Consider the following 25,725-nt stretch of genomic DNA (forward strand, 5'->3'; position numbering starts at 1 on the left):
AAGCAGTTTGCTGATTACTGTTGCTCTATAGCAATATATTCAGCAATTTGCACTGCATTCCAAGCAGCACCTTTTAACAAATTATCTGAAACAATCCACATGTTAAGCGCTTTAGCGTTACTTAAATCGCGGCGCACACGCCCGACAAAAGTGTCAAGCTTACCTGCAGCATCTGTAGCAAGTGGATATTGTTGTTCTGCCGGATTGTCAACAAGTACAATTCCAGGAGCATTTGCGAGTAGTGTTCTCACGTCTTCCATGTCGAAATCTTCTTTCAATTCGACATACACGGATTCAGAATGCCCGTAAACAACTGGAATACGAACGCATGTAGCTGTAACCTCAATGGACTCATCGCCCATAATTTTCTTCGTTTCAAGGATCATTTTCATTTCTTCGTTTGTAAATCCATTATCTAGAAATTTATCAATTTGCGGAATTGCATTGAAAGCAATTTGATGCTTTACTGGCAAAGACCCAACTGGTAAAATATCTGGTTTTGCCTCATTACCTGCTAGTACTTCTTTGGACTGTCTAAGCATTTCATTAATGGCTTTAGCACCTGCACCCGAAACGGCTTGGTACGTGGAAACGATAATGCGTGAAATCCCGTAACGGTCATATAGCGGCTTCAGAGCTGCAACCATTTGAATTGTAGAACAATTCGGGTTCGCTATAATTCCTTTGTGTTCATTGATTTTCTCAACATTTACTTCAGGAACAACAAGTGGTGTGTCTGGGTCCATTCGGTATGCACTTGTATTATCAATACAAATCGCACCCGCTTCTACTGCATGCGGAGCCAATGCTTTCGTGACATCGCCTCCTGCACTAAAGAGCGCAAGATCTACACCTTGAAAGCTATCCGGAGTTGCTTCTTGCACAACTACTTCTTGGCCTTTAAATGCAATCTTTACGCCAGCAGAACGTGCAGAAGAGAGTAATTTCAATTCCTTGATGGGGAAATTCCGTGCTTCTAGTAGACGGATGATTTGCTCGCCGACAGCGCCTGTAGCGCCTACAACTGCAACGTTGAAAAGCTTCTGGTTGGACATGTGCTGGTTTCTCCCCCTCAAGTTGACATCTATCTGTTAGTATTGAAATCTCTCAATAATCATAGGCTGCAATTGTTTACCTTCCAGCGCAGCTTCACAAGCTTCCATAATCAAGTCCATCCTAGCCACCAACGAATTTGGTTTAGCTCCTGGCGCATCTTGACCGTAAGGCACAAAGTAAATATTTTTGGTAATCAAAAGTTTCGCAATATTCATTGCATTTAAACCCAAACCGTCATTCGTTGAAATCGCTAATACGAGCGGTCTCAAATTTCTCATTTGTGCTTTAGCTGCCATAAGAACGGGACTTTCTGTCATCGCATTTGCTAGTTTGCTAGTTGTATTCCCCGTACAAGGAGCAATCACCATCACATCCAATAACTTGGATGGACCTAGCGGTTCAGCATCTACAATGGTAGAAATAATTTCGTTACCCGTAATATCTTTCAGCATTTGCTGCCAGTCAGCAGACTTACCAAAACGCGTGTCGGTCGTCATAATTGTATTCGATACAATCGGAATGACACGAGCACCCGCATCTACAAATCTCTTAATTTGAGGCATGACCTCTTCAAGTGTACAGTGAGAACCGGTTAATGCATAACCGACTGTTTTCCCTTGCCAATTCATTCCACATCGCTCCTGTCTTTGAAGTCTTCCTCGATCAGCTGACTTAAGGTGTTAGCCATAATACGGCCAGCTGTTTTGGGGGCGACGATTCCAGGTAAACCGGGCGCTAGCATCGCTTTAATGCCTCTCTTCTCGGCAAATCGAAAGTCCGTTCCGCCGGGTCTTGAAGCTAAATCGATAATAAGCGCGCGATGTGGGATATTGGTAATAACTTGCGCTGTGACTATCATAGTCGGAATTGTGTTAAAAAGCAAGTCAATATTCCCCACTTCCGGGTACAGATCCTTCGTATAAAAAGGCTGAAAACCCATCTCCCACGCCCTTGCATAGTGCTCCGGTTTCCTGACGCCAACCTTGACGGTTGCCCCTAATCCTTGCAAAGTTTTGGCCATTGTAAACCCTGTACGACCAAACCCCAAAACCATACATATGGATCCATGAATTGTAATATCGGTGTTCTGGATGGCCATCATAAGCGCACCCTCGGCAGTTGGAATGGAGTTATAGATGGCAATATCATCGCGATCTAATAACTCTACAAGCTCAATGTTATGTGCCAAAACGAGCTTCTTCAAATAGCTCTTTGCCATACCTGTATATACCTTGGCATGTTTCGGCAATGAAGATATATGCTCATCTGTCAAAATCATCTCTTCACTTGAGAAAATAGATTCCACTTGTCCTGTCTCATCCGTACCTACAACTGGCAATATAAGTGCATCCACATGCCCAAACAATTCCGGATCTAACTTCACATTCGTAACACCGTGAAATTGCCTCCCGAGATTGTCAAATCCGAGTAATATAACGGTAGCGTCTAGCTCAGTAAATTTCTGAATTACTTCAAGTTGCCGGGCGTCTCCCCCCATAATAGCAACCGAAATCCCAGTAAGCATTCTTGCTTACACCCCTTCCTCGGTCCGTTTCGATACGTTATAGTATGCGTTCGCCTAAGGATGGGTGACTTCCGTCTTTGTATCCTCTAAAACAAGAAAGAACCCCTTCCTAAGAAGAGGTTCTTTCTTGTCCGTATTATGTAACCTGTAGATTAGCGACCTGTGTGACCGAAACCACCTGAACCACGTACTGTTTCTGAAAGCTCATTGACAACGGTCAATTGTATTTGTGGTACACGTTGGAATACCATCTGCGCAATTCGTTCATTCCGCTGAATAACGAATGGCTCTTGGCCATGATTAATCAGCAACACTTTAACCTCACCGCGGTAATCCGCATCAATGGTTCCAGGTGAATTAAGCGTTGTAATACCGTGTTTATAAGCAAGACCGCTTCTTGGACGAATCTGTGCTTCTAATTCAGGAGGCATGCTAAGTGCGAAGCCAGTTGGAATCAATTGACGCTCACCAGGTGCCAATACAATTGGATCTCTAACTGCAGCATGCAAATCATAGCCGCTAGCAGCTTCAGACATTTTCTGAGGCAAGAGAATGTCTTCTTGACCTTCGATTCTTTTCACTTGTACTTCAAAATCAAAGAGAGACAAGCTGATCCCTCCTGAATCCGCTAATGACATCATCCGCATTTCCGACCATGGACAGAGCAAACGGTGTTGCAAATAAATTTTTCGTCAGTTGGCGAATATGGTCCATGTTCACACTTTCAATACGTTCAATCATTTCATCTAAGCTATAATGTTTTCCTGTCATCAATTCATTTTTACCAAAACGGTTCATCCTGCTGCTAGTGCTTTCTAAACTCAGAATAAGGCTGCCTTTCAGTTGCTCTTTGCCCTTCTTGAGTTCATTATCAGTCATTCCGTTTATGGCAATATCATGAAGCAACTCCATCGTCACTTTCAATACCTCTTCTGTTTGCTTAGGCGCCGTTCCTGTGTAAATGGTAAACATCCCGCTATCAATATGAGAAGAGTGATAGGAATAAACGGAATAAGCTAATCCACGTTTCTCACGAATTTCTTGGAAAAGCCTTGAACTCATACCCCCGCCAATGGCATTATTCAATAAAACCATCGGATACAAATTTTCCTCTTGCAGCGATAATCCAGGTAACGACAGGCAAATATGATTTTGTTCTGTTTTCTTCGCATGGAAAATCAACTCGCTAAGGAAATCAGGTGCATCATAGCTTGTTTCAACACCCGATTGTGAGAAATCGCCAAAATGCTTTTCAATTAAATCCTTTACACTATCATCAATATTCCCAGCAATACTCAGCACAGTATTCTCAGTATTGTAATTTTGTTTGAGATGAGAACGAAGATCGTCAGACTTCATTTTGGACAAGTTGTCTTGCGTGCCTAGTATCGTATACCCCAGAGCATGCGTGCCATACGAAGCTTTCGCTAACAAATCATGTACGAGATCATCCGGTGTATCTTCATACATAGAGATTTCTTCGTAAATGACGTTCTTCTCTTTTTCCAACTCACCTTCATCAAAGGTTGAATTGAAGAACATATCCGAAAGTACATCCATCGCTAAAGGTAAATGTTCATCTAGAACCTTCGCATAATAGCACGTATATTCTTTGGACGTGAAAGCATTCACATTACCGCCGATGCCATCAAAGATTTCTGCGATATCTTTCGCTGAATGACGTTCCGTACCTTTGAACAACATGTGCTCGATAAAATGAGAAATACCATTGTTCGTTTGCGATTCATTACGTGAGCCTGTTTTTACCCAAATTCCAAATGTTACTGATCGAAATGTGGGGATTTGTTCCATAACCACTCTCAAGCCATTATGTAAGCGATATTTGATCACCAAGGTTCCTCCTCGAAATGGTACACCTAAAAGTCCAATTCTCCTATTATACTTCCTCAGTCTAACAAAAATGTGCCTAGGACTCAAATTAGCTCCAGTAAATCATGACTAATTCATGATTTGCCCTTGTCCAGTGATCCTTTTGGAAGAAAGAAGATCTGATACTGTACCTAATACCAACCCTTTTTTCTTAATGATACTGATCATTCCTGGCAACGCATCTCGAGATGAAACGGTTGGGTGCATTAGGATTAGTGTCCCAGGTTCAACATTATTAGATAACCGTTCTAGAATACGACCTGCTCCGGGATTTTTCCAATCTATCGTATCAAAGGTCCACAACACTGTTTGCAGCTTATATTCTGAGGCAACTTGGATCGTTTCTTGATTGAAGTATCCTGAGGGAGGAGCAAATAATGTGTTTTTAACACCGAGTTGCTTCAACAACTCTTCTGTTTTCGAAATTTCTTCAACTGCTTTAGTCCGTGAAATTGTGCGCATGTCTTTATGTGAATAGGCGTGATTCGATATCTCGTGTCCTTCACTTAGAATACGTTTGGCCATTTCTGTATTTTTCTTTAACCAAGAACCATCAAAGAAAAATGTCGCGTGAACATTTTCTTTACGCAGTGTTTCTAACATGCTAGGCAAAAATTCATTACCCCATGCGACATTAATCATAAAAGAAACCATTGGTTTCTTCGAATTACCTTTATATACAGGATTAGGAGCAAGATCGTCTAATTGAATTCTTGGCTCTACTTCCTTCATCACATAATTAATTTGATTTGGTGTCAATTGATGTTCCGCTAACTTCAATGTCTCTTCAATATCCACTTCAAGACCATTATAGCCAGGGATAGCTTTCCAAACGGAATCAACTTTCGCATTAATTGGAGCGACCTTACGGTTCTCTGCTTCTTTGGTTATTGTTTCTAATAAAGTAGATTTATTGGAAGCAGCAAATACTGGACGTATGTCAACTCTTGTATCAACATGATCACGACCTTCATGAAGTTCGTTAATCTTTACACTTTGTATATAGGTTTCAACACTTGGGATCGAATTCACACTAAATAGAACCATAGCAAAAAAACTCCCAAGCAACATCCATTTTTTGTGGAGCATACACAGGTCCCCTTTCTTCATCTCCTGATTGTATGAAGGTTGGGACAAGAGTAGAACCCGTGCATGTCCTCGCAACTATGAAAAGCAAAAAAAGAGACAGATAGATCTGACTCTTTATCCTGAACTATGAATGAAACGCACTCACAAATCTCTAGCTTTGTGCAGAGACCTGTGAAGTTAACGTTGCTTTGCGAGAAAGATTAACTCTTCCTTGTTGATCAATCTCAGTAACTTTAACTGTAATTTGATCTCCAACGTTCACAACGTCTTCTACTTTTGCTACACGCTCAGTAGAGATTTGTGAAATGTGTACAAGACCTTCTTTACCAGGTAGAATCTCAACGAATGCACCGAATTTCTCTACGCGTTTTACAGTACCTAGGTAAGTTTCGCCAACGATGACTTCACGCACGATACCTTCAATAATGGAACGAGCTTTCTCGTTCATTTCTTGATTCGACGATGCAATGAATACGCGACCGTCTTGCTCGATGTCGATCTTCACGCCAGTTTCCTCAATAATTTTATTGATGATTTTACCACCAGCTCCAATGACATCACGGATCTTATCCGGGTTAATGTTCATTGTAAGAATTTTAGGCGCATATTGAGAAAGATTCTTGTTAGGTGTAGAAATACGAGATACCATTTTGCTCAAGATGTGCAAACGGCCTTCTTTGGCTTGTTGCAACGATTGTTGCAAAATGCTGCGGTCGATGCCGTCAATTTTGATATCCATTTGTAAAGCTGTGATGCCCTCAGCCGTACCTGCAACCTTGAAATCCATATCGCCAAGGTGATCTTCCATACCTTGAATATCGGATAGAATGGAGAAATGATCGCCGTCTTTGATAAGACCCATTGCAATTCCTGCAACTGGTGCTTTAATCGGAACACCCGCATCCATAAGTGCAAGTATACTTGCACAAATACTTGCTTGCGAAGTTGAACCATTCGATTCCAACACTTCAGACACAAGACGAATTGTGTAAGGGAACTCAATTTCATTCGGGATGATCGCCTCAATAGCTCGTTCACCTAATGCACCATGTCCAATTTCGCGACGGCCTGGAGGACGCAACGGTCTTGCTTCCCCAACGCTGAATGGCGGGAAGTTATAATGATGCATGAAACGTTTTGTTTCTGTCAGATCTAGACCATCCAAGATTTGAACATCGCCAAGCGCACCTAATGTACAGATACTAAGCGCTTGCGTTTGTCCACGAGTGAATAAACCAGAGCCGTGTGTACGCGGCAACAAGTTGACATCGCACTCAATTGGGCGAATTTCATCTGGTTTACGTCCATCCGGTCTTACTTTATCATGCGTGATCAAGCGACGTACTTCCTCTTTCACGATATCATAAAGCGTTTCTTTCACATCACCTAGAAGACCAGGTGTTTCTACGTATAAAGCAGTGAAATGTCCAACAGCATCCGCATTGACAACATCGATCGCTTCTTGACGAGCATGTTTCTCAGGAATTTTGATCGCATCAACTAATCTTGCTTGTGCAAATTCACGCACCGCGCTATTTACTTCAGCATCGACAGCATGAAGTTTAACTTCCATTTTCGGCTTACCTACTTGCTCAACCAATTCCTCGATGATCGCAACAATTTTACGTATTTCATCATGACCGAACATGATTGCTTCAAGGACAACTTCCTCTGAAACTTCTTTCGCTCCAGCTTCAACCATCATAATCGCATCTTTGGTACCAGCAACTGTTAAGTGAAGATCACTCTTCTCCGCAACTTCACCAGTTGGATTGATAACGAATTGTCCATCTACACGACCAACAATGACACCACCAACTGGACCATTAAACGGAACATCCGAAATGGCAAGTGCTGCTGACGTACCAATCATTGCAGCCATTTCAGGTGGGCATTCTTGATCTACGCTCATGACGATCGACACGATTTGAACATCATTACGGAAGCCTTCAGGGAAAAGTGGGCGAATCGGACGATCCGTCAAACGGCTCGCAAGAATCGCTTTCTCACTAGGACGTCCTTCACGCTTGATAAAACCACCAGGAATCTTACCTACCGCGTATAATCTTTCTTCATAGTTCACTGTTAACGGAAAGAAATCTAAATCTTTCGGTCCGCTGGAAGCCGTTACTGTGCTAAGCACAACCGTATCGCCATAACGAACAGTTACTGCTGCATTGGCTTGTTTGGCTAGTCGGCCTGTTTCAAGAATGAACGGCTTACCGCCAAGTTCCATTTGTACCCTTGTCTCCATAATATCCTCCTAAGGCATGGTTTGAATTTCAAATTATGTGTTGATAAACATGTACAGAAATCAAAAGATCCAGAGACCAATCCGAATCTACTCCGTATGTATGCAAAATAGACAAGCTATGGAGTTATCCTCTATTTCTGCGTTATGTCTAGTATTTCCTTCTTTTCCCGTTTTAAAAATACAAGAAAAAGCAACCTTTTGCTGCTCTCCGCCAGAGCTTTATTAAGCCTAGCAAAGGAGCAACAGGTTGCTTCTCATTGTCGGTTTTATCGACGCAAACCAAGCTTTGCAATCAAAGCACTATAGCGGCTTACATCTTTGTTTTTAACATATGCTAGCAACTTACGACGTTGTCCAACCATTTTAAGCAAACCACGACGGGAGTGGTGATCTTTCTTGTGTGTACGTAGGTGGTCTGTAAGGTTAACAATGTTTTCTGTAAGGATTGCTACTTGTACCTCAGGTGAACCTGTGTCGGTATCGTGTACTTTGTGTGTTTGAATCAGTTGCGTTTTGCGCTCTTGCGTAATTGCCATAATCGTTCATCTCCTAAATTCTAATTAGTATCCCCGCTAGCCTAGAAAGCGCCGATGAAAACGTCAATCCAAGCTAAGGTTCATGCCAAATGAACACGTCCATTCGACAACGTTACTCAGTATATCACAATTGACTAGTAGAAGTAAATGTATGATTACGTCTCTAACGTCAATTTCTGTCTTGCTTCTTCTGCATCAAGTTTTATTTGCGCAACTAAATCTTCTAGTGAAGCAAACTTACGTTCTGGTCGTAGAAAAGCAATTAGCTCAACCATGACGGTTTCTCCATAGATTTGCTCGGAAAATTCGAATAAATGCGCTTCAAATGATGGTTTTAGTTCTCCAGTATCAAATGTTGGTTTCACACCAATGTTCATGACACCTTGATACACTTCCCCGCGGACGGTTGCTTTGATAGCATAAACGCCGTTCGTTGGACTGACATACGGTTCTTCCAATTGGAGATTTGCTGTAGGAAAACCAAGTGTTCTCCCTCTCTTCGCCCCATCTACGACAGTACCACTAATGCTATATGGACGTCCTAGCAGCCTTGTCACAGTTTCCAATTCCCCAAGCTGCAATGCTTCACGTATACGCGTACTGCTCACTTTTTCACCATTCATATGAAAAGGTCTCACCACTTCAACAGAGAATTTTCCGTGACTCAACTCACAGAGTGAATCCGGAGTACCTTTACCTTGAAAACCAAAGGTAAAGTCAAAACCACATATGACGCTATCCACGCCAAGACGATCAAGGACTTGATCGACGAATTGTTCAGGAGATAATCGCATAAGAGAAGCATCAAACGTTACGATGTAAGCATGATTTACACCCATGCTTTCAAAAATCTCCATCTTCTTTTTCATGGGAGTCAATAGATCCACGTATTTATCTTGACCCATTACCGCTCTAGGATGAGGATAGAAGGTCATGATGGCAGACTTAAGACCAAGATTCTTAGCCGTAAGCAAAGACCGTCCAATAACCTCACGGTGCCCTAAATGAACACCATCAAAGTCACCAATGGCCACGACTTGTTTCCCTACAAACTGTGCTAGCTGATCCAAATCCATCGGATATGATATTGGTATTATTTGCATAAAAGTTCGTTCACCTACCCATTTCAACCCGTCCCGTGACGTTATGATTAAAGGAATACTTTGGCCGGGACCAAGACGTGGCTAGTGCTTTTCCATTCAAACAGACCGAGAAATCGTTCATCTGGTGAATAGGCCCGAAATATGGTTTGTGATGCATCTGCATGAGCCACTCGATTCGCAGCTAGAGCTATTTTCTTACCTTGCAAGGAATGAAGTGCTTCTTGATCTGTGAGGGAAATCGATGGAATATGTGAGATGGCAATGTCCATCGGAATCATGTGCTGTTGCAATGATCCTTCATCCAACAATTGAACAATTTGTTCAAAGGTTAAACATTGCTCTTTACGAATATTCCCTGTTGACGTACGTATCAAACTTACCATAACAGCCGGATATCCGAGTGCTTTCCCTAAATCTACACACAACGTTCTGATGTAGGTACCTTTGGAGCAAACAGCTCGGAAACGAATCTCAGGGTGCTTCTGATCCAAATTGAGCTCGAGAATCTCAAGTTCATGGATGGTCGCTTTCCTAGCTTTTCGTTCAACTTCCTTACCTTCTCTCGCCAACTCGTAGAGTCGTTTGCCATCAATTTTAACAGCAGAGAACATAGGAGGAATTTGCTCGATGTCTCCTACGAATGATTCCAGCACTTCACGCACTTGGCTTTCGGTAAGTGCCACTTGTGGCACTTCCTCCAAGACAGTCCCAGTCATATCTTCGGTATCTGTAGATAAGCCAATACGTAAAACAGCTTCATATTCCTTCGGCAGCTCTTGAATATATTCAACCATCCGTGTAGCTCGTCCAATACAAAGTGGCAGTACACCTGTCACTTGCGGATCAAGCGTCCCCGTATGACCAATTCTTTTAATACTTAGAATCCTTCTAACTTTGGCGACAACATCATGTGATGTAAAGCCCGCTGGTTTCCAAACAGGCAGTATGCCTTCTAGCGTCATTTCAGCTTGTCCCCTACTTCCTCAACCATTCTAGCAATTGCTTCATCTAGCGTGCCATGGATTGTACATCCCGACGCTCGAACATGACCTCCACCGCCTAGTGACTGTGCTACTGCAGCAACATCGACTAGTCCTGAGGAGCGTAAACTTACTTTAATGACTCCAGGTGCCTTCTCTTTAATTAGCATCCCCACTTCAACACCCTCAACATTACGAGGATAATTCACTAAGCCATCCAAATCATCGCTCGACGCACCCGTTAACTCTAAATCTGCGAGTGACACAGCAAGCCAAGCTAACTTTCGATCATAGGCAAAGGAAAGTGTGGATAACGCTTTTTGGAGAAGCACAATCTGCGCGTACGTCATTCGTTCAAGTACATGCTCTGCGATTTCAGCACCCTTGACCCCTAACTCCAACATAGAAGCTCCAATTTTCATAACCTCTGATGAAGTATTTGAATATCGGAAGCCGCCTGTATCTGTAAGCAAGCCAGTATAAATGCATTCACCGAAATACACATCAGGTTGCAGTTTCATATGTAACGCCAAATCATACAAAATTTGAACGGTTGCCGCGGCATCATGCTTAATTAAATGACAAGACCCAAATTGATCATTCGTTGGATGATGGTCGATATTGAGCAGGTTTACCTGCTCATCAAAAAGAGTGCTGATCCTACCCATTCTGGAGAAATCAGCACAATCAACACTTATGATGGTTTGATAAAGTCGATTGGGTGCCTGTTCACTATAATCAATGATATGTTTACTACCTGCTAAGTAGGAAAATTTAGAGGGCATAGCGCCCTCATTGATCATTGTGAATGACTTCCCAAGCTGACTTAAAATCCAACCTGTTGCATACGTTGAACTGGCGGCATCTCCATCTGGTTGGATGTGAGATACAACCAAGAAATCATCATGCTGCTCGATAAATGCAGCTGCTGCTGCCAGCTGCTGACAGTATTCGGTGGCATGGTTCATTCCGTTATTCATACGTTTGTATTTCCTTCCTGATTGAGCTTATACAACAATTGGTCAATGTGACTACCATAGTCGATAGAAGCATCAAATTTAAACTGAAGCTCTGGAATCTTCCGCAAGCGAATTCGCTTGCCTAATTCAGAGCGAATATATCCTGAAGCAACAGAAAGTGCCTTTAGGGTGGCAGCTTTCTCTTCTTCAGTTCCCATTACGCTTAAATAAACACGAGCAAGGGACAAATCATTCGTCACTTCAACACCTGTAACGGTCATGAAACCAATACGAGGATCCTTCAGTTCAGCTTGAATGATTTGACTAAGCTCTTTCTTAATCTGTTCGCCAACTCGACCTACACGAACTCTAGCCATTTATAATCACCTCTCAACGGACTCCATGATAAAGGCTTCGATGATGTCGCCCTCTTTAATATCATGATAACGCTCAAGAGATATACCACACTCATAGCCCTGTGCAACTTCTTTTTGATCATCCTTGAATCGTTTCAAGGAATCAATTTTGCCTTCGTGAACAACAATACCGCTACGAACTAAGCGAGTTTGTGCATTACGAGCAATTTTACCCGAAGTTACATAACAACCTGCAATCGTTCCTGAACCTGTAATTTTGAAAACATTACGTACTTCAGCTTGACCAAGAACAACTTCTTTGAAGATTGGATCCAGCATGCCTTTCATTGCTTGCTCGATTTCTTCGATTACGTTGTAAATGATGTTATGCAGACGGATATCAACTTTCTCTTGATCAGCTGTTGCTTTCGCAGCAGGCTCAGGACGAACGTTAAATCCGATAATAATCGCATTGGAAGCAGAAGCCAGAATAATATCAGATTCCGTAACTGCGCCAACCCCATTATGAAGAATCTTAACGCGAACACCTTCAACTTCGATCTTCTCAAGAGAGCTTTTCAGTGCTTCTACAGAACCTTGAACGTCACCTTTGATAATAACATTCAGATCTTTCACTTCACCGTCTTTAATATGCTTAAAGAGGTCTTCCAATGTGACACGTGAATTAGCTGTCATCTCGGATTGACGAAGTGCAATCGCACGACGATCTGCAATGTCTCTTGCTTTACGCTCATCTTCATAAGCCAAGAATGGATCCCCAGCTTGTGGAACTTCTGTCAGACCCGTAATTTCAACCGGAGTTGAAGGACCTGCTTCTTTCAAACGTTTACCTTTATCATTAACGATCGCACGAACACGACCGAAGCATACACCGGCAACGAAGCTATCTCCAACTTTTAACGTACCGTGTTGAATTAGGATTCTAGCCACTGGGCCTCTTCCTTTATCCAACTCAGCCTCAATAACAGTCGCTCTTGCGCGCTTGTTCGGGTTAGCTTTGTACTCCTGCACTTCAGCTACTAGCAAAATCATTTCAAGCAAGTTTTCAAGACCAATACGTTGTTTTGCCGAAATTTCGCAGAAAATCGTATCGCCGCCCCACTCTTCCGGAACTAACTCATAAGCCGTTAGAGCTTGCTTGATTTGGTCTGGATTAGCGCCTTCTTTATCAATCTTGTTCACAGCTACAATGATCGGTACGCCAGCCGCTTTAGCATGACTAATCGCTTCTACAGTTTGTGGCATTACACCGTCATCTGCTGCAACAACGATAATAGTAATATCCGTAACTTGAGCACCGCGGGCACGCATCGTTGTAAACGCTTCGTGACCAGGTGTATCCAAGAAAGTAATTTTCTTATGATTAACTTCGACTTGATAAGCACCAATGTGTTGCGTGATACCGCCTGCTTCGCCTTCCGTAACACTCGTTTTACGAATAGCATCAAGCAATGTTGTTTTACCGTGATCGACGTGACCCATGATTGTAACAACTGGTGGACGTTCAAGCAAATCAGCCTCATCATCGATTTCTTCGAATGTTTCGAAGTTATCTTCTTCGACTTTGATTTTGATTTCAACTTCTACACCAAATTCGGTCGCAATCAGTTGAATAGTTTCCAAATCTAGCTCTTGGTTGATTGTAGCCATTGTGCCAAGGAATAAAAGCTTTTTAATTACTTCAGAAGCATCTTTGTGAAGTAATTTAGCTGTTTCACCAACAGTCATATTACCACGAACGATGATCTTCTTAGGTGTGTTATCCACTTTTTCTTTCTTAACCATGTCTTGTTGGTAACGACCTCTGTTGTTTCCGCGTTGGTTGCCTCTGTTGTTGCCACCAGGACCACGGTTACCACCAGATCGATTATCGTCAAAACGTTTAGGTGTTGGTTTGGATTTCTTCGTTGTGATTACGCCAGCTTTTGCTGCTGCATCATCCAACTCAGCTGCTGTTGCGCCAACGTGGAATTGCGGTTTCGCTTCTTGAACAACCGGTCTTCCACTTTGGTTATTGTTGCGGTTCTCGAAAGGTTTGGACTGACGATTAGGGCCAGCACTGCGATTCGGACTCGATTGCGGACGCCCGCTGTTTGCACTTTGACCACTGCTTGCGCCAGCGCCGCCTGTGCCTGGATTCGGACGTGAGCCTGCATAGTTACTATTCGTGCGAGGTGCTCCGCCTTGTCCTTGGCCGCCTTGGCTGTAACCTTGATTAGCTGGACGACTGCTGTTGTATCCACCGCTGCTTCCACCTGAAGGACGTTGTCCACCAGGATTGGAACCTTGGTAACCACCAGTACGTTGGCCGCCTTGGCTAGAGCCTTGACCGGCAGGACGCTGTCCACCAGGATTGGAACCTTGGTAACCTGTACGTTGTCCACCTTGGCTGGAACCTTGACCACTAGGACGTCCACCGTTTGGATTAGATCCTTGATAGCCCGTACGTTGACCGCCTTGACTATTGCTAGGGCGATTTCCACCTTGATAATTACTGCTTTGACCACTTGGGCGTGACTGTGGTGGGCGACTTGACGTATTTTGTGTAGACTGACTTTGTTGAGGAGACGTAGCTCCTGTTGATGTAGTCGGTTGACTAGTGGATTGTTGCTCAGTAGTAACTGGCTTAGCCGCCGGGGTTACTGCACCTTTATTCTCTTGTGCTGGAGCCTGCGATGCAGGATTCTGATTCGTCGTAGATGAACTCACATTTCCTCCGTCCGTAGCTGCTCGTTTGGCAGCTGCATTAGCTTTGATATCTCTAAAAAACTTTTCCACACTGCTAACTGCGTCATTCTCCATTACACTCATATGGTTGTTAACAGGTATATTTAATCGTTTGAGAATGGTAATAATTTCTTTGCTGCTCATATTGAGCTGCTTCGCGTATTCGTACACGCGTGTCTTGTCTTTATTATCTTGTTTATTGGTCAATATGTTTCACCTCCGCAGGATTTTCTTGACTCTTCTGCAGCATCTGCGCGAAGCCTCCGTCCAATACACCTATGGTGACACGCATTTCTTTCCCAATGCTGCGGCCCAATTCATACTTCGTACCGACTTCCATGAGTTTAACCCCATAAAATAGGCATTTATCTTGAAATTTCTTACGTGTATTAGCAGAAGCGTCTTCCGCCATTATAACTAGCTTGGCCTCACCCGAGCGAATGGCTTTGAAAACACCTTCGTCACCCGTAACGAGTTTCCCGGCTCTCATCGCTAATCCTAATTGATTTAAAAATTTAGGATTCATCTTCTGATTCCTCCTCTTTCGAAGAAAGGAATTCATCTTCTACACGAATGAAATCTTGCTCCAGTTGGTCATAAATGTCTGCGCCTACAGCATGCTTCAGAGCTCTATCCAGGGCTTTGCTTTTCTTTGCCAATTTAAAACAAGAAACTTTACCGCACAGGTAGGCACCGCGCCCAGACTTCTTCCCTTTAAGATCAATGAGAATGTCATCCTCAGGCGTTTTGACGACGCGGATCAATTCCCTCTTTGGCATCATTTCCTGACAGGCAACGCATTTTCTCAGAGGGATTTTTCTCTGCTTCATTCCGATCACCCCTTGTTCCATACAAAAACTTAATCGATGCTAATTGAATCTTGATGCATTTCTTCCGAATATGTTTTCACTCTGCCATATTCTTGTTCTGCTTGTGTTTCGCTCTTGATATCGATTTTCCAGCCTGTTAGCTTAGCAGCTAAACGAGCGTTCTGTCCTTTAATCCCAATAGCCAAAGAAAGCTGATAATCAGGTACAATGACTCGTGCCATTTTTTCATTTTCATGAATCTGAACTTCAAGCACTTTAGAAGGGCTTAGCGCATTCGCTACATACTCTTCTACACTCTCCATCCAGCGAACGATATCAATTTTCTCTCCGCGCAACTCGGTTACAATCGTTTGTACGCGGAGTCCTTTAGGACCCACGCATGATCCGACTGGATCCACCTCTGGGTTACGAGAATGAACAGCAATCTTCGAACGGAAGCCTGCTTCACGTGCAACGGAACGAATCTCTACTACGCCATCGAAAATTTCAGGTACTTCAAGCTCAAATAGACGCTTCAACAACCCTGGATGTGTTCTCGATAAAATAATTTGAGGCCCCTTTGTCGTGTTCTCGACTTTCGTAATATAAGCTTTGATACGATCTCCCTGTTTGAACTTATCCGTAGGCATAAGCTCCGTGAGTGGAAGAACAGCTTCTACTTTGCCAAGGTCAACATAAATATTACGTTGGTCTTGACGTTGTAGGATACCCGTTACGATATCTTCTTCTTTATCGATAAACGCATTATAAATTAAGCCACGCTCGGCTTCGCGGATTCGTTGCGTTACAACCTGTTTAGCGGTTTGTGCAGCAATACGTCCAAAATCACGAGGCGTCACTTCAATTTCAACAATATCTTCCAATTGGTAGTTAGGATTAATTTCACGCGATGCATGAACAGAAATTTCCAATCTTGGATCCAATACTTCCTCTGTTACGGTCTTCCGTGCATAAACCTTAATAAGACCCGTATGTCGATTGATATCTACACGAACGTTCTGTGCCGTGTTGAAATTACGTTTATAACTTGAAATCATCGCCGCTTCAATAGCATCAATGAGTAGCTCCTTGGAGATACCCTTCTCTCGTTCAATTTCCGACAGCGCTTCAATAAAATCCGTGTTCATTTGAACTGAGTCCCCCCCTTCAATAAGTAACGACTACTAAAATACGATAGCGAGACGTGCACTAGCTATTTTAGCAACCGGAATGCTGATTTTCTTTTTACCAATCTCGATTACGAGTACTTCCTCGTCATAAGATTGCAACAACCCTTCAAATTCCTTAGAACCGTCAATCGGTTCATAAGAAGTAACAAATACGTGACTATTTACGGCTTTATAAAAATCTTGAGTTTTCTTAAGTGGACGTTCTGCTCCAGGAGAAGAAACTTCTAAGAAATAAGCATCAGTGATCGGATCTTTCTCATCCAATTGAACACTTAAGTATTCACTGATGCGGCCGCAATCATCTATATCAATTCCGCCTTCTTTGTCAGCATAGACGCGAAGGAACCAATTGCTGCCTTCTTTGACATATTCAATATCCACGATTTCAAATCCATTTTGTTCAACAAAATCCTTCAGCATGTCCTCAATGATGGATTTGATTTGTTCTTGTGTAGCCACAGATATGTGTACCTCCTAAATTGACTTCTCCTTGTCGTATCCCGAAAAGTCCTATATCAAAATGTAAAGAGTGGGTTTCCCCACTCTTTAATCACAAGATGATATCCTCATTATTGCCAATAAAAATTATACCATAACCATTCTTTGCATTACAATAGCAAACTTGTTAATCATTTTCACTTGACAGCTTAAAGTTTTCTTCAGAAAACTCTCTTCGGAAGCATCTACTTTTAGAACAAGGACAGCTGATTAGATTCAGGCATACCACGGAAGCACCCCATAGAAGTCAGTAGTTCAATGACGGTTTTAGAAGCCTTAGATTTATTCTGGAAATCCTCAACGGATAAGAAATCGCCTTCCTCTTTAGCAGCAGCAATGTTCTTAGCAGCATTTTCACCAATTCCTGACATCGCGGCAAATGGTGGAATCAAGGAATTGCCATCAATGATAAACTTCGTTGCATCGGAACGATAAATATCAATCGGCTTGAAACTAAAACCACGTGACGTCATTTCCAGAGACATTTCAAGAATTGAAACCATGGCTTTCTCTTTCGGTAGAGCTTGGAACCCTTTTGCTTCAATCTCTACTAATTGTCTGAGAATCGCATCATACCCTTGGCAAAGCAATTCAAGATCAAAATCAGCCGCACGAACACTAAAATAAGTAGCATAGTAAGCTATCGGATGATACACCTTGAAGTAAGCTGTACGAACAGCGGAGATAACGTAAGCTGCAGCATGCGCTTTTGGAAACATATACTCAATCCGTTCGCAGGATTCAATATACCAAGCGGGAACATTACAGCGTTTCATCTCATCTTTCCATTCGTCGGTAAGACCCTTTCCTTTACGTACACTCTCCGTAATTTTAAAAGCAAGACCTGCATCCATTCCCGCTTTGTAAATCAGATACAGCATGATATCATCCCGACAGCCAATAACTGTCTTAATGTTACAAATCCCTTTTTTGATAAGCTCTTGTGCATTCCCCAACCAAACACCCGTTCCGTGGGACAAGCCTGAAATTTGCAATAAATCGGCAAAAGAAGAAGGTTGTGTTTCTTGAAGCATCTGTCGAACGAATTTAGTACCCATTTCGGGAACGCCGTACGTAGCTACTGGTGAACGAATTTGATCAGGTCTTACACCTAATGCATCCGTGGAATTAAAGATACTCATGGCCTTGGCATCATTCATAGGAATCGTTGTTGGATCGATCCCCGTCAAATCTTGAAGCATCCTCATCATCGTCGGATCGTCGTGTCCCAGAATATCTAATTTGAGCAAGTTCGCATCGAAAGCATGATAGTCAAAATGTGTCGTCATCCATTCTGAATTTTTATCATCTGCAGGGAATTGAACCGGTGTAATATCATCAACCTCAATGTAATCAGGAACAACAACAATCCCACCTGGATGCTGCCCGGTACTTCTTTTGACCCCGGTACAACCTGATGCCAAACGAGCAATTTCTGCACCGCGCCATTTCTGGCCTTGTTCTTCTTCATACTTCTTCACGAATCCGAAAGCCGTTTTCTCAGCAACAGTTCCGATAGTCCCTGCCCGGAATACATTCTTAGGTCCAAAGATCTCCTTCGTGAAGTTATGGGCAACCGGCTGATATACCCCTGAGAAGTTCAAATCGATATCGGGAACTTTGTCCCCTTTAAATCCTAGGAATGTTTCGAACGGGATGTCATGCCCATCCCCTTTTAAATTCCCGCCGCAGGAAGGACATACTTTGTTCGGCAAATCGAATCCGCTCGGTACACTACCGTCAAGGAACCATTCACTGTGCCTGCAGGAAAGGCATATATAGTGAGGCGGCAGAGGATTAACCTCAGAAATTCCTAACATCATTGCAACGACAGAAGAACCAACGGATCCCCGAGAACCTACGAGATAGCCATCCGCATTCGATTTTTTCACGAGACGTTCCGAAATCAAATAGTTGGCAGAGAATCCGAATTTAATGATCGGAACTAGTTCTTTCTCTAAACGCGCAATTATGACTTCGGGAAGCTCTTCCCCATACATACTTTTCGCAGTATCATAGCAAGTTGTTCGAATTTCTTCGTCAGCACCTTCGATAATAGGTGTGAATAACTTATCCGGGAAAAGTTCAATAGATTCAAACCGATCTGCAAGATCATTCGTACTGCGAATGACAACTTCAATCGCCTTCTCTTCACCCAAAAACTTAAACTCTTCGAGCATCTCTTTGGTTGTACGGAAATGTGCATCAGGTTTCTTCATCGCTTTCAGCGGACTAAAGCCAGTGATCCCGTTGATCGTAATATCACGACATACTTTCTCACGTGGATTCAGATAATGAACGTTCCCTGTCGCTATGACCGGTTTACCTGTTTTATAACCGATTTCGCATACACGCCGAACCGCATCCTCTAGATCTTCTTTAGAACCAACCAAGCCTTTTTCTACAAGATGCATATTATAGCTAACTGGTTGAATTTCGAGAATGTCATAGAATTCCGAAACTTGCTCAGCCTCTTCAATTGATTTGTTCAGAACAGCCTCGAAAAACTCACCCTTTTCGCAGCCTGAGGTGATCAAGAGACCTTCCCTATGTTCGACTAGCACACTTTTAGGCATCGTAGCTGCACGTTGCAAGTACGTTGTATGAGACATTGAGATCAATTTGAATAAATTTTTCTTTCCAACCGCGTTTAAAGCATAAATACAACAATGAAATGGACGCTGATTAGATAAATCTTTCCCCACATAGTCGTTCAATTTGGCAAGGCTCGTAATTTGCCGATCATTAGCCTCATTAATTAAATGATAGAGGACATAACCTAACGCAATGGAGTCATCAATCGCACGGTGATGGTTATCGAGACCTACTTTAAATTTATCAGACAACGTATTTAATCGATGATTTTTCATAGATGGGAAGAGAAATCTGGCAAGCTCTAATGTATCGACTACCGAATTAGTAACCTCAGGCAGGCCCATACGCTTTAAATTTGTTTGAAGGAAGCCCATATCGAAACGCGCATTATGCGCAACTAGTACGCAATCCCCAATAAACTCTATAAACTTAGGAAGCTCGTCCTCAATATCAGGTGCATCCTTGACCATATCATCATTAATATTCGTTAACTGCTGAATGTTATAAGGAATTTTCTCGTGCGGATTAATGAAAGTGGCGAAGCGATCAATCTCTTTACCGTCCTGCATCTTCACGCCAGCTAACTCGATGATGCGATTATTTATGACAGAAAGCCCTGTAGTCTCTACGTCAAAAATCACGTAAGTCGCTTGTTTCAAGTCAAGATCTCGACCATTCATAACAATAGGAACAGAATCATTGACCACGTTCGCTTCAACACCATAAATCACTTTAATCCCATGTTTCTTAGCTGCTTTACCGGCATCAGGGAAACATTGAATATTGCTATGGTCGGTTACAGCGATTGCTTTATGTCCCCATTTGGCCGCCATTTTCACATACTGATCTATCGGTGTCAGTGCATCCATCGTGCTCATCGTCGTGTGCAAATGAAACTCTACACGCTTCTCAGCAGCGTCATCCATACGATCCCTAGGTGCCATTACTTCGTATAGATCATTCGGAATCATCACAAGCTCAGGAATTTGCATGAAACGATCATACTCAACTTTTCCTCTTGCTCGAATCCACGTTCCATTCGCAAGAAGACTCATGATCTTCACATCGTCCTTGGTTTTCGCAAAAACTTTCATAGCCAATGAATCACTGAAATCCGTAATATTAAAAGTAAATAACGTATTACCATTTCTTAATTCTTTGACATCCAAGCCAAATACAGTTCCTTGTACAGCAATTTTCTTCTCTTCTTCTTGAATATCCTTAAGTGGCGTAGGAACATCTTTTATATCAATGCCCATGACAAGCTTCAGATCACCTTCAGGTAAGGATGACTCTTCTTCCTCCATGTCAATGGACATCATGATTTCTTGTGTATATGTTTTTTCACCTTGCTCACGCTGCTTTGCAAACTTCTCATATTCCGCAACGATTTCTGTAGTGTCACTTATTGCATACTTAACAGAAAGTTCTGTTTGAAAAAAATTATGAAAAAAATTCCGAATAAACATATCGATATTCTTTTTCTTCGCCAATTCTAGACCAATCGCATCTAACATAATCAACGAAAGGGCATTTCCATGTACCTCGAACCTAGCTTTCAACATCCAACCATTGATGGAGGGAACTTCTCGTTGCAACCATTCCAGAAATAAGCCCCAATACTCCTCAACGAGAGCAGCAGGTTCTGCTTGTTCGTATTTCCAAATAAACCGAATTTTTGCGATCTGCGTAAACTTCTCTTGAATCATTTTACAAAATGAGCGATAAATATGCAGAGGCACAAGGTCATTTTTCACTAAATAGAACGTCCAGTCACGATTTTTCCGACTAATCTCTACTTGATCAATGTAGCCTTCTGTAAAATATGACCGTACAACATCGGCTGGAATCTCGGCTTGCTGCATCAAAAGCTCAAAGCGATTCCGTTTATCAGCCAAATTACTCATGAACAGCCTCCCCATAAAACATACCAAGGGCAATGGAGTTAGACCTCCATATGCCCTTGATTGTAATTAATAGCTTCGACCAAAGACAACTGTATGCTTGGCAGGATCGCCACACACAAGGCAAGTCGATTTGGTTTCGGATGGTGTGAACGGGATATTACGACTTGTTGCTCCTGTTTCTTCCTTCACTTGCGTTTCACAAGCGTCAGATCCACACCAGCCAGCCAAGGCAAATCCACGTTTCGTCTCCAAGAATGTCTTAAACTCATCGATCGTATCTACCGCAATGTAATGCTCATCACGGAATTGCTTCGCTTTATCATACATCTGCTGATGAATCTCAGCAAGTAAATTTTGAACTTCTTGCACAAAGTCGGACTGTTGAACAATTTTCTTTTCCCCACTAACGCGTGAAACAAGAACAACTACGCCATTTTCCATGTCACGAGGACCTAACTCTACGCGAATAGGAACGCCGCGCATTTCGTACTCGTTAAATTTCCACCCTGGACTTTGATCAGCACGATCATCCACTTTAACGCGCACGCCAGCTTTCTTCAGATCCGCAAACAACTCGTCAACGCGTCCAATTACTTGCTCGCGCGTTTTTGGAGGTCCGATTGGAATCATGATGACTTGCGTAGGTGCAACCTTTGGTGGTAACACTAATCCGCGATCATCACCGTGAACCATAATGAGGGCTCCAATTAAACGCGTACTAACTCCCCATGAAGTTGTATGTGCAAATTGGTGCTGATTCTCACGATCCAAGAATTTGATATCAAAAGCAACAGCGAATTTGGTTCCTAGGTAATGCGAAGTGCCAGCTTGAACGGCTTTACCGTCTTTCATCATTGCTTCAATAGAGAAAGTATCAATCGCACCGGCGAATCTTTCAGATGGTGTTTTTTGACCTACGATAACTGGAATAGCAAGGAACTCTTCAGCAAATTGACGATAGACGTCAAGCATTTGCATCGTTTCGCGACGGGCATCCTGCTCATCTTCATGAGCGGTATGGCCTTCCTGCCATAAAAACTCAGTCGTACGAAGGAATGGCAACGTCCGTTTCTCCCAACGAACCACGTTCGCCCATTGGTTGATCAACAACGGAAGATCACGGTAGGAGTTAATCCACTCCGAATACATATGTCCAATCATTGTTTCGGATGTAGGACGGATAGCCAAACGCTCTTCTAGTTTCTCTCCCCCTGCCTCAGTGACCCACGGAAGTTCTGGATTAAAACCCTCGACATGTTCTTTTTCCTTTTGGAAAAAGCTTTCTGGGATAAACAACGGGAAGTAGGCATTGCGATGTCCCGTTTCTTTAAATTTACTATCCAACTCACGCTGAATATTTTCCCAAATTTCATACCCGTCCGGTTTAAATACGATACACCCGCGAACAGGTGAGTAGCTCATTAGATCTGCTTTCTTAATAACATCTATGTACCAACGGGAGAAATCTTCTCCTTGCGGTGTAATTTCTTTAACAAACTGTTTCTCGTTTGACATAAACCCTCCCACAGATTAGGACTAACCCTTAATCAATCGTAAAATATCATTGTATGTAACAGCTACCATCAACAGCATCAGTAGTGCAAAACCAACAAAATGAACCATACTCTCTCGGTTCGGGTCTATCGGTTTTCCTCTCAATGCTTCTAAGCCCATGAAAAGCAGACGGCTTCCGTCTAGTGCAGGGATTGGCAATAAATTAAATATTCCAAGATACAAACTTAAAGTGGCAGCCCATGCAATTAAGGAGCTAAGTCCCATTTTGGCAAATTGAGCAGATACCTGTGCAGTCCGAACTGGTCCACCTAAATCATCGAGTTTAAACTGAAGCATAACAAGTTTTTGTAAGCCTGTTACAATGCCAATCGTAGTACCAACGACTGAATCGTAGGTACCTGTGAAAACCTCACCAAAGGTAGCACTCCTACGATCTCCACTAATAACAACGCCAAGTTTACCAGCTCCATCTTCCATTTCAGGTGTAACCTGAAGTGTAAGCGGATTACCAGCGCGGTCAATGACCCAAGTCATTGGTTTCCCTGCTGAAGATTGAATCGCCGTAACCATCTTCTCTCTATCATCACCAATTGGTTGCTTATCTATGGAAATGATAACGTCACCTTTATGCAATCCAGCTTTCTCACCCGCTTTACCGGCAAGAACGGAATCCAGCTTTACATTCGTGAACACACCAGACATTATCACCACAATGAAGAACAAGACAATGGCCAAGATAAAATTCATGACTGGACCCATAACGATAGCAATGGCACGTTTCCCTACGGATTTTGAACCAAATTGACGATCATATGGAGCTATTTGCGTTTCTGTTCCCTTCGTGACCATCATGGCTTGCGGATCAATCGGATAAGTCACTTTCTCACCGTCGACATCAAGGGATATACGAAGTGCTCTCTCTAAATCAATTTGTTCCACGACACCCATGATGACGTTAGAACGACGATCTAATTGATCTAGATATAAAAATGTGACTTCATTTTGTTTATTTAATTTAATAGCAACCGTCTGCCCAGGATTAACTTGGACAATTTCCGGGTCTTCCCCTGCCATACGAACAAATCCACCAATCGGTAAAATCCGTAATGTATAACGGGTCTCCCCTTTTTTATATGAAAATATTTTGGGACCGAAGCCAATCGCAAATTCACGAACTAAAATACCTGCACGTTTTGCAAAGTAAAAATGACCCCATTCATGAATCGTAACGAGAACGAAAAACAACAGAATTACCTTTAACCCAACTTCAATAGCCGACAAGTCGTATTTCCTCCTTCGGGTTTTCTTCAGAAAACTACCTTATGTAGCAATGACCCGGCGCTTTCGGTAAATGAGCCTACCTTCTAAGCCTCTACTTCAGATCAGCTGTTCTTGTTCTTAGATTACCACTATTGAACGGCTGAATACAAGCTATGCCCATACAGGTCATTATACGAACTAAGTGAAATATATAGACTTCGCTTTACAATCTCGGTGTCGGAAATTGAAAAGAAGAGCTGAGCCATGCAAGCTGACCTCATCTCTTCCTTACATCTAGAAACGGATAGACGCTGCAAACGATCTAGCCCATTGATCTTGTTCGTGAATAACCTCAATTGTAGGGTTAGCGTATGACTCATGTTTTTGCAGAGAAGCTTCGATAATATCCTCAATTTGTAGGAATGAAATATCACCTTTTAGGAAACGAGCCACCGCAATTTCATTAGCTGCATTATACACAGTAGGCGTAATTCCACTTTGTTTACCACTTTCAAACGCCATGCGCAGGCAAGGGAATCGTGTATAATCCATCTCACGGAAATGAAGTTTACCAATTGCTGCTAAATCTAATCGTGTTGTTGGTGTTGGATAGCGATCTGGATACGTTAACGCATACTGTATGGGAACCCTCATATCGGGATTACCTAACTGAGCGATGACACTATGATCAACAAACTCAACGAAAGAGTGAATGACACTTTCAGGATGAAGCAACACTTTAATATCCTCATATGCCAATCCAAAGAGCCAATGTGCTTCCATCACTTCGAGACCTTTATTCACCATGGTTGCAGAGTCAATCGTGATTTTGGCCCCCATCGACCAATTCGGATGCTTAAGTGCATCTTCCACGGTAACACCTACTAGTTGTTCCCGAGTACGATCACGGAATGAACCACCTGAAGCCGTAATCGTGATCTGGGCAATTTGAGACCGCTTCTCACCATTTAAACATTGAAAAATCGCAGAATGCTCGCTATCAATAGGTAATAAGGCAACACCTTTACGCGTTACAGCTTCAGTTACAATGTGACCTGCACTCACCAAGGTTTCCTTGTTGGCTAGTCCAATATCTTTACCTGCTTCAATCGCGGCTAAAGTGGGTATTAATCCTTGGCTCCCAACTAATGCACTTACAAGCAAATCCGCTTCTGTAGCAGCAGCGACCTCCAACAATCCAGCTTCACCATAAAGCACTTTAATATTTGATGGAATTTGACTAGCAACAGTTTCAGCTAGTTCCTTCGTAGCAACAGAAACGAGCTTAGGTCGGAATTGATTAGCCTGCTCAATGACAAGATCACTGTTATACCCTGCAGATATCGCCTCAACCTGAAACTTTTCTGGCGAATGCTGTACAAGATCCAATGTTTGAGTACCAATGGATCCTGTCGATCCCAAGATAGCAATTTTCTTCATATGTTCAACCCCGCT

21 protein-coding genes are annotated in these 25,725 nt (G+C 42.6%); all 21 read right to left on the reverse strand.

From position 1 onward, the window contains the following. Positions 1 to 14: 14 nt before the first annotated feature. The 21 genes from HQN88_RS00515 to HQN88_RS00615 all read right to left on the reverse strand — a co-directional run bounded on the left by HQN88_RS00515 (position 15) and on the right by HQN88_RS00615 (position 25,710). Positions 15 to 1,055: an aspartate-semialdehyde dehydrogenase gene (locus HQN88_RS00515; RefSeq protein ID WP_173108350.1), complete on the reverse strand. Its 1,041-nt coding sequence runs from the start codon at positions 1,053 to 1,055 to the stop codon at positions 15 to 17. A gap of 36 nt (positions 1,056 to 1,091) precedes the next feature. Further along, entirely contained in the window at positions 1,092 to 1,685 is a 594-nt protein-coding gene (locus HQN88_RS00520; protein ID WP_056625070.1) for a dipicolinate synthase subunit B, read from the reverse strand. Beyond that, positions 1,682 to 2,581, reverse strand: a complete 900-nt coding sequence (gene dpsA / locus HQN88_RS00525; protein WP_173108351.1) for a dipicolinate synthase subunit DpsA — start codon at positions 2,579 to 2,581, stop codon at positions 1,682 to 1,684. Before dpsA ends, HQN88_RS00520 begins: the two co-directional genes overlap by 4 nt. Positions 2,582 to 2,733: 152 nt before the next feature. Next, on the reverse strand, positions 2,734 to 3,189 hold the full coding sequence (gene dut, locus HQN88_RS00530) for a dUTP diphosphatase (protein WP_274319985.1): 456 nt from the start codon (positions 3,187 to 3,189) through the stop codon (positions 2,734 to 2,736). Beyond that, positions 3,176 to 4,432, reverse strand: coding sequence for a M16 family metallopeptidase (locus tag HQN88_RS00535; RefSeq protein ID WP_173108352.1), 1,257 nt, complete (start codon positions 4,430 to 4,432; stop codon positions 3,176 to 3,178). Before HQN88_RS00535 ends, dut begins: the two co-directional genes overlap by 14 nt. 108 nt (positions 4,433 to 4,540) lie before the next feature. Continuing rightward, positions 4,541 to 5,560: a polysaccharide deacetylase family protein gene (locus tag HQN88_RS00540; protein WP_173108353.1), complete on the reverse strand. Its 1,020-nt coding sequence runs from the start codon at positions 5,558 to 5,560 to the stop codon at positions 4,541 to 4,543. A gap of 151 nt (positions 5,561 to 5,711) precedes the next feature. After that, complete coding sequence (pnp, locus tag HQN88_RS00545; protein WP_173108354.1) at positions 5,712 to 7,814, reverse strand: polyribonucleotide nucleotidyltransferase; 2,103 nt, start codon at positions 7,812 to 7,814, stop codon at positions 5,712 to 5,714. Positions 7,815 to 8,080: 266 nt separating this feature from the next. Beyond that, on the reverse strand, positions 8,081 to 8,350 hold the full coding sequence (gene rpsO, locus HQN88_RS00550) for a 30S ribosomal protein S15 (RefSeq protein WP_028558319.1): 270 nt from the start codon (positions 8,348 to 8,350) through the stop codon (positions 8,081 to 8,083). Between the two features lie 155 nt (positions 8,351 to 8,505). Beyond that, the gene (locus HQN88_RS00555) at positions 8,506 to 9,453 is read right to left on the reverse strand and encodes a bifunctional riboflavin kinase/FAD synthetase (protein ID WP_173108355.1); all 948 of its coding nucleotides are present in this window, start codon (positions 9,451 to 9,453) and stop codon (positions 8,506 to 8,508) included. A gap of 47 nt (positions 9,454 to 9,500) precedes the next feature. After that, entirely contained in the window at positions 9,501 to 10,415 is a 915-nt protein-coding gene (truB, locus tag HQN88_RS00560) for a tRNA pseudouridine(55) synthase TruB (RefSeq protein ID WP_173108356.1), read from the reverse strand. Beyond that, positions 10,412 to 11,413 carry a DHH family phosphoesterase gene (locus HQN88_RS00565; protein WP_246319993.1) on the reverse strand — a complete coding sequence of 334 codons (1,002 nt, stop codon included), beginning with the start codon at positions 11,411 to 11,413 and terminating at the stop codon, positions 10,412 to 10,414. Before HQN88_RS00565 ends, truB begins: the two co-directional genes overlap by 4 nt. Beyond that, entirely contained in the window at positions 11,410 to 11,769 is a 360-nt protein-coding gene (rbfA, locus tag HQN88_RS00570) for a 30S ribosome-binding factor RbfA (protein ID WP_056625044.1), read from the reverse strand. The genes HQN88_RS00565 and rbfA overlap by 4 nt, the downstream gene beginning before the upstream one ends. Before the next feature lie 6 nt (positions 11,770 to 11,775). Beyond that, positions 11,776 to 14,703, reverse strand: coding sequence for a translation initiation factor IF-2 (infB, locus tag HQN88_RS00575; protein WP_173108357.1), 2,928 nt, complete (start codon positions 14,701 to 14,703; stop codon positions 11,776 to 11,778). Then, positions 14,693 to 15,022: a L7Ae/L30e/S12e/Gadd45 family ribosomal protein gene (locus HQN88_RS00580; protein WP_235550652.1), complete on the reverse strand. Its 330-nt coding sequence runs from the start codon at positions 15,020 to 15,022 to the stop codon at positions 14,693 to 14,695. The genes infB and HQN88_RS00580 overlap by 11 nt, the downstream gene beginning before the upstream one ends. After that, entirely contained in the window at positions 15,012 to 15,326 is a 315-nt protein-coding gene (gene rnpM / locus HQN88_RS00585; protein ID WP_057315666.1) for an RNase P modulator RnpM, read from the reverse strand. The genes HQN88_RS00580 and rnpM overlap by 11 nt, the downstream gene beginning before the upstream one ends. Positions 15,327 to 15,355: 29 nt before the next feature. Next, complete coding sequence (gene nusA / locus HQN88_RS00590) at positions 15,356 to 16,453, reverse strand: transcription termination factor NusA (protein ID WP_028558311.1); 1,098 nt, start codon at positions 16,451 to 16,453, stop codon at positions 15,356 to 15,358. A 36-nt stretch (positions 16,454 to 16,489) separates the two neighbouring features. Continuing rightward, a complete protein-coding gene (rimP, locus tag HQN88_RS00595) occupies positions 16,490 to 16,954 on the reverse strand; it encodes a ribosome maturation factor RimP (RefSeq protein WP_274320005.1) in 465 nt (154 codons plus the stop codon). A 230-nt stretch (positions 16,955 to 17,184) separates the two neighbouring features. After that, the gene (locus HQN88_RS00600; protein ID WP_173108359.1) at positions 17,185 to 21,495 is read right to left on the reverse strand and encodes a PolC-type DNA polymerase III; all 4,311 of its coding nucleotides are present in this window, start codon (positions 21,493 to 21,495) and stop codon (positions 17,185 to 17,187) included. A gap of 66 nt (positions 21,496 to 21,561) precedes the next feature. After that, positions 21,562 to 23,010, reverse strand: coding sequence for a proline--tRNA ligase (proS, locus tag HQN88_RS00605; RefSeq protein ID WP_173108360.1), 1,449 nt, complete (start codon positions 23,008 to 23,010; stop codon positions 21,562 to 21,564). A 21-nt stretch (positions 23,011 to 23,031) separates the two neighbouring features. Further along, a complete protein-coding gene (gene rseP, locus HQN88_RS00610) occupies positions 23,032 to 24,291 on the reverse strand; it encodes an RIP metalloprotease RseP (protein WP_173108361.1) in 1,260 nt (419 codons plus the stop codon). Positions 24,292 to 24,564: 273 nt separating this feature from the next. Beyond that, positions 24,565 to 25,710, reverse strand: coding sequence for a 1-deoxy-D-xylulose-5-phosphate reductoisomerase (locus HQN88_RS00615; RefSeq protein ID WP_173108362.1), 1,146 nt, complete (start codon positions 25,708 to 25,710; stop codon positions 24,565 to 24,567). Between the last annotated feature and the right edge of the window lie 15 nt (positions 25,711 to 25,725).

The sequence above is a fragment of the Paenibacillus qinlingensis genome, assembly GCF_013204845.1.
GTDB classification, from domain to species: Bacteria; Bacillota; Bacilli; order Paenibacillales; family NBRC-103111; genus Paenibacillus_E; species Paenibacillus_E qinlingensis.

Bases quoted from the DNA above. Each gene is read 5' to 3' on its own strand.
- HQN88_RS00515 (WP_173108350.1), bottom strand. From the start codon at position 1,055: ATGTCCAACCAGAAGCTTTTCAACGTTGCAGTTGTAGGCGCTACAGGC.
- HQN88_RS00520 (WP_056625070.1), bottom strand. From the start codon at position 1,685: ATGAATTGGCAAGGGAAAACAGTCGGTTATGCATTAACCGGTTCTCAC.
- dpsA (WP_173108351.1), bottom strand. From the start codon at position 2,581: ATGCTTACTGGGATTTCGGTTGCTATTATGGGGGGAGACGCCCGGCAA.
- HQN88_RS00540 (WP_173108353.1), bottom strand. From the start codon at position 5,560: ATGCTCCACAAAAAATGGATGTTGCTTGGGAGTTTTTTTGCTATGGTT.
- pnp (WP_173108354.1), bottom strand. From the start codon at position 7,814: ATGGAGACAAGGGTACAAATGGAACTTGGCGGTAAGCCGTTCATTCTT.
- rpsO (WP_028558319.1), bottom strand. From the start codon at position 8,350: ATGGCAATTACGCAAGAGCGCAAAACGCAACTGATTCAAACACACAAA.
- HQN88_RS00555 (WP_173108355.1), bottom strand. From the start codon at position 9,453: ATGCAAATAATACCAATATCATATCCGATGGATTTGGATCAGCTAGCA.
- truB (WP_173108356.1), bottom strand. From the start codon at position 10,415: ATGACGCTAGAAGGCATACTGCCTGTTTGGAAACCAGCGGGCTTTACA.
- HQN88_RS00565 (WP_246319993.1), bottom strand. From the start codon at position 11,413: ATGAATAACGGAATGAACCATGCCACCGAATACTGTCAGCAGCTGGCA.
- rbfA (WP_056625044.1), bottom strand. From the start codon at position 11,769: ATGGCTAGAGTTCGTGTAGGTCGAGTTGGCGAACAGATTAAGAAAGAG.
- HQN88_RS00580 (WP_235550652.1), bottom strand. From the start codon at position 15,022: ATGAATCCTAAATTTTTAAATCAATTAGGATTAGCGATGAGAGCCGGG.
- rnpM (WP_057315666.1), bottom strand. From the start codon at position 15,326: ATGAAGCAGAGAAAAATCCCTCTGAGAAAATGCGTTGCCTGTCAGGAA.
- nusA (WP_028558311.1), bottom strand. From the start codon at position 16,453: ATGAACACGGATTTTATTGAAGCGCTGTCGGAAATTGAACGAGAGAAG.
- HQN88_RS00600 (WP_173108359.1), bottom strand. From the start codon at position 21,495: ATGAGTAATTTGGCTGATAAACGGAATCGCTTTGAGCTTTTGATGCAG.
- proS (WP_173108360.1), bottom strand. From the start codon at position 23,010: ATGTCAAACGAGAAACAGTTTGTTAAAGAAATTACACCGCAAGGAGAA.
- HQN88_RS00615 (WP_173108362.1), bottom strand. From the start codon at position 25,710: ATGAAGAAAATTGCTATCTTGGGATCGACAGGATCCATTGGTACTCAA.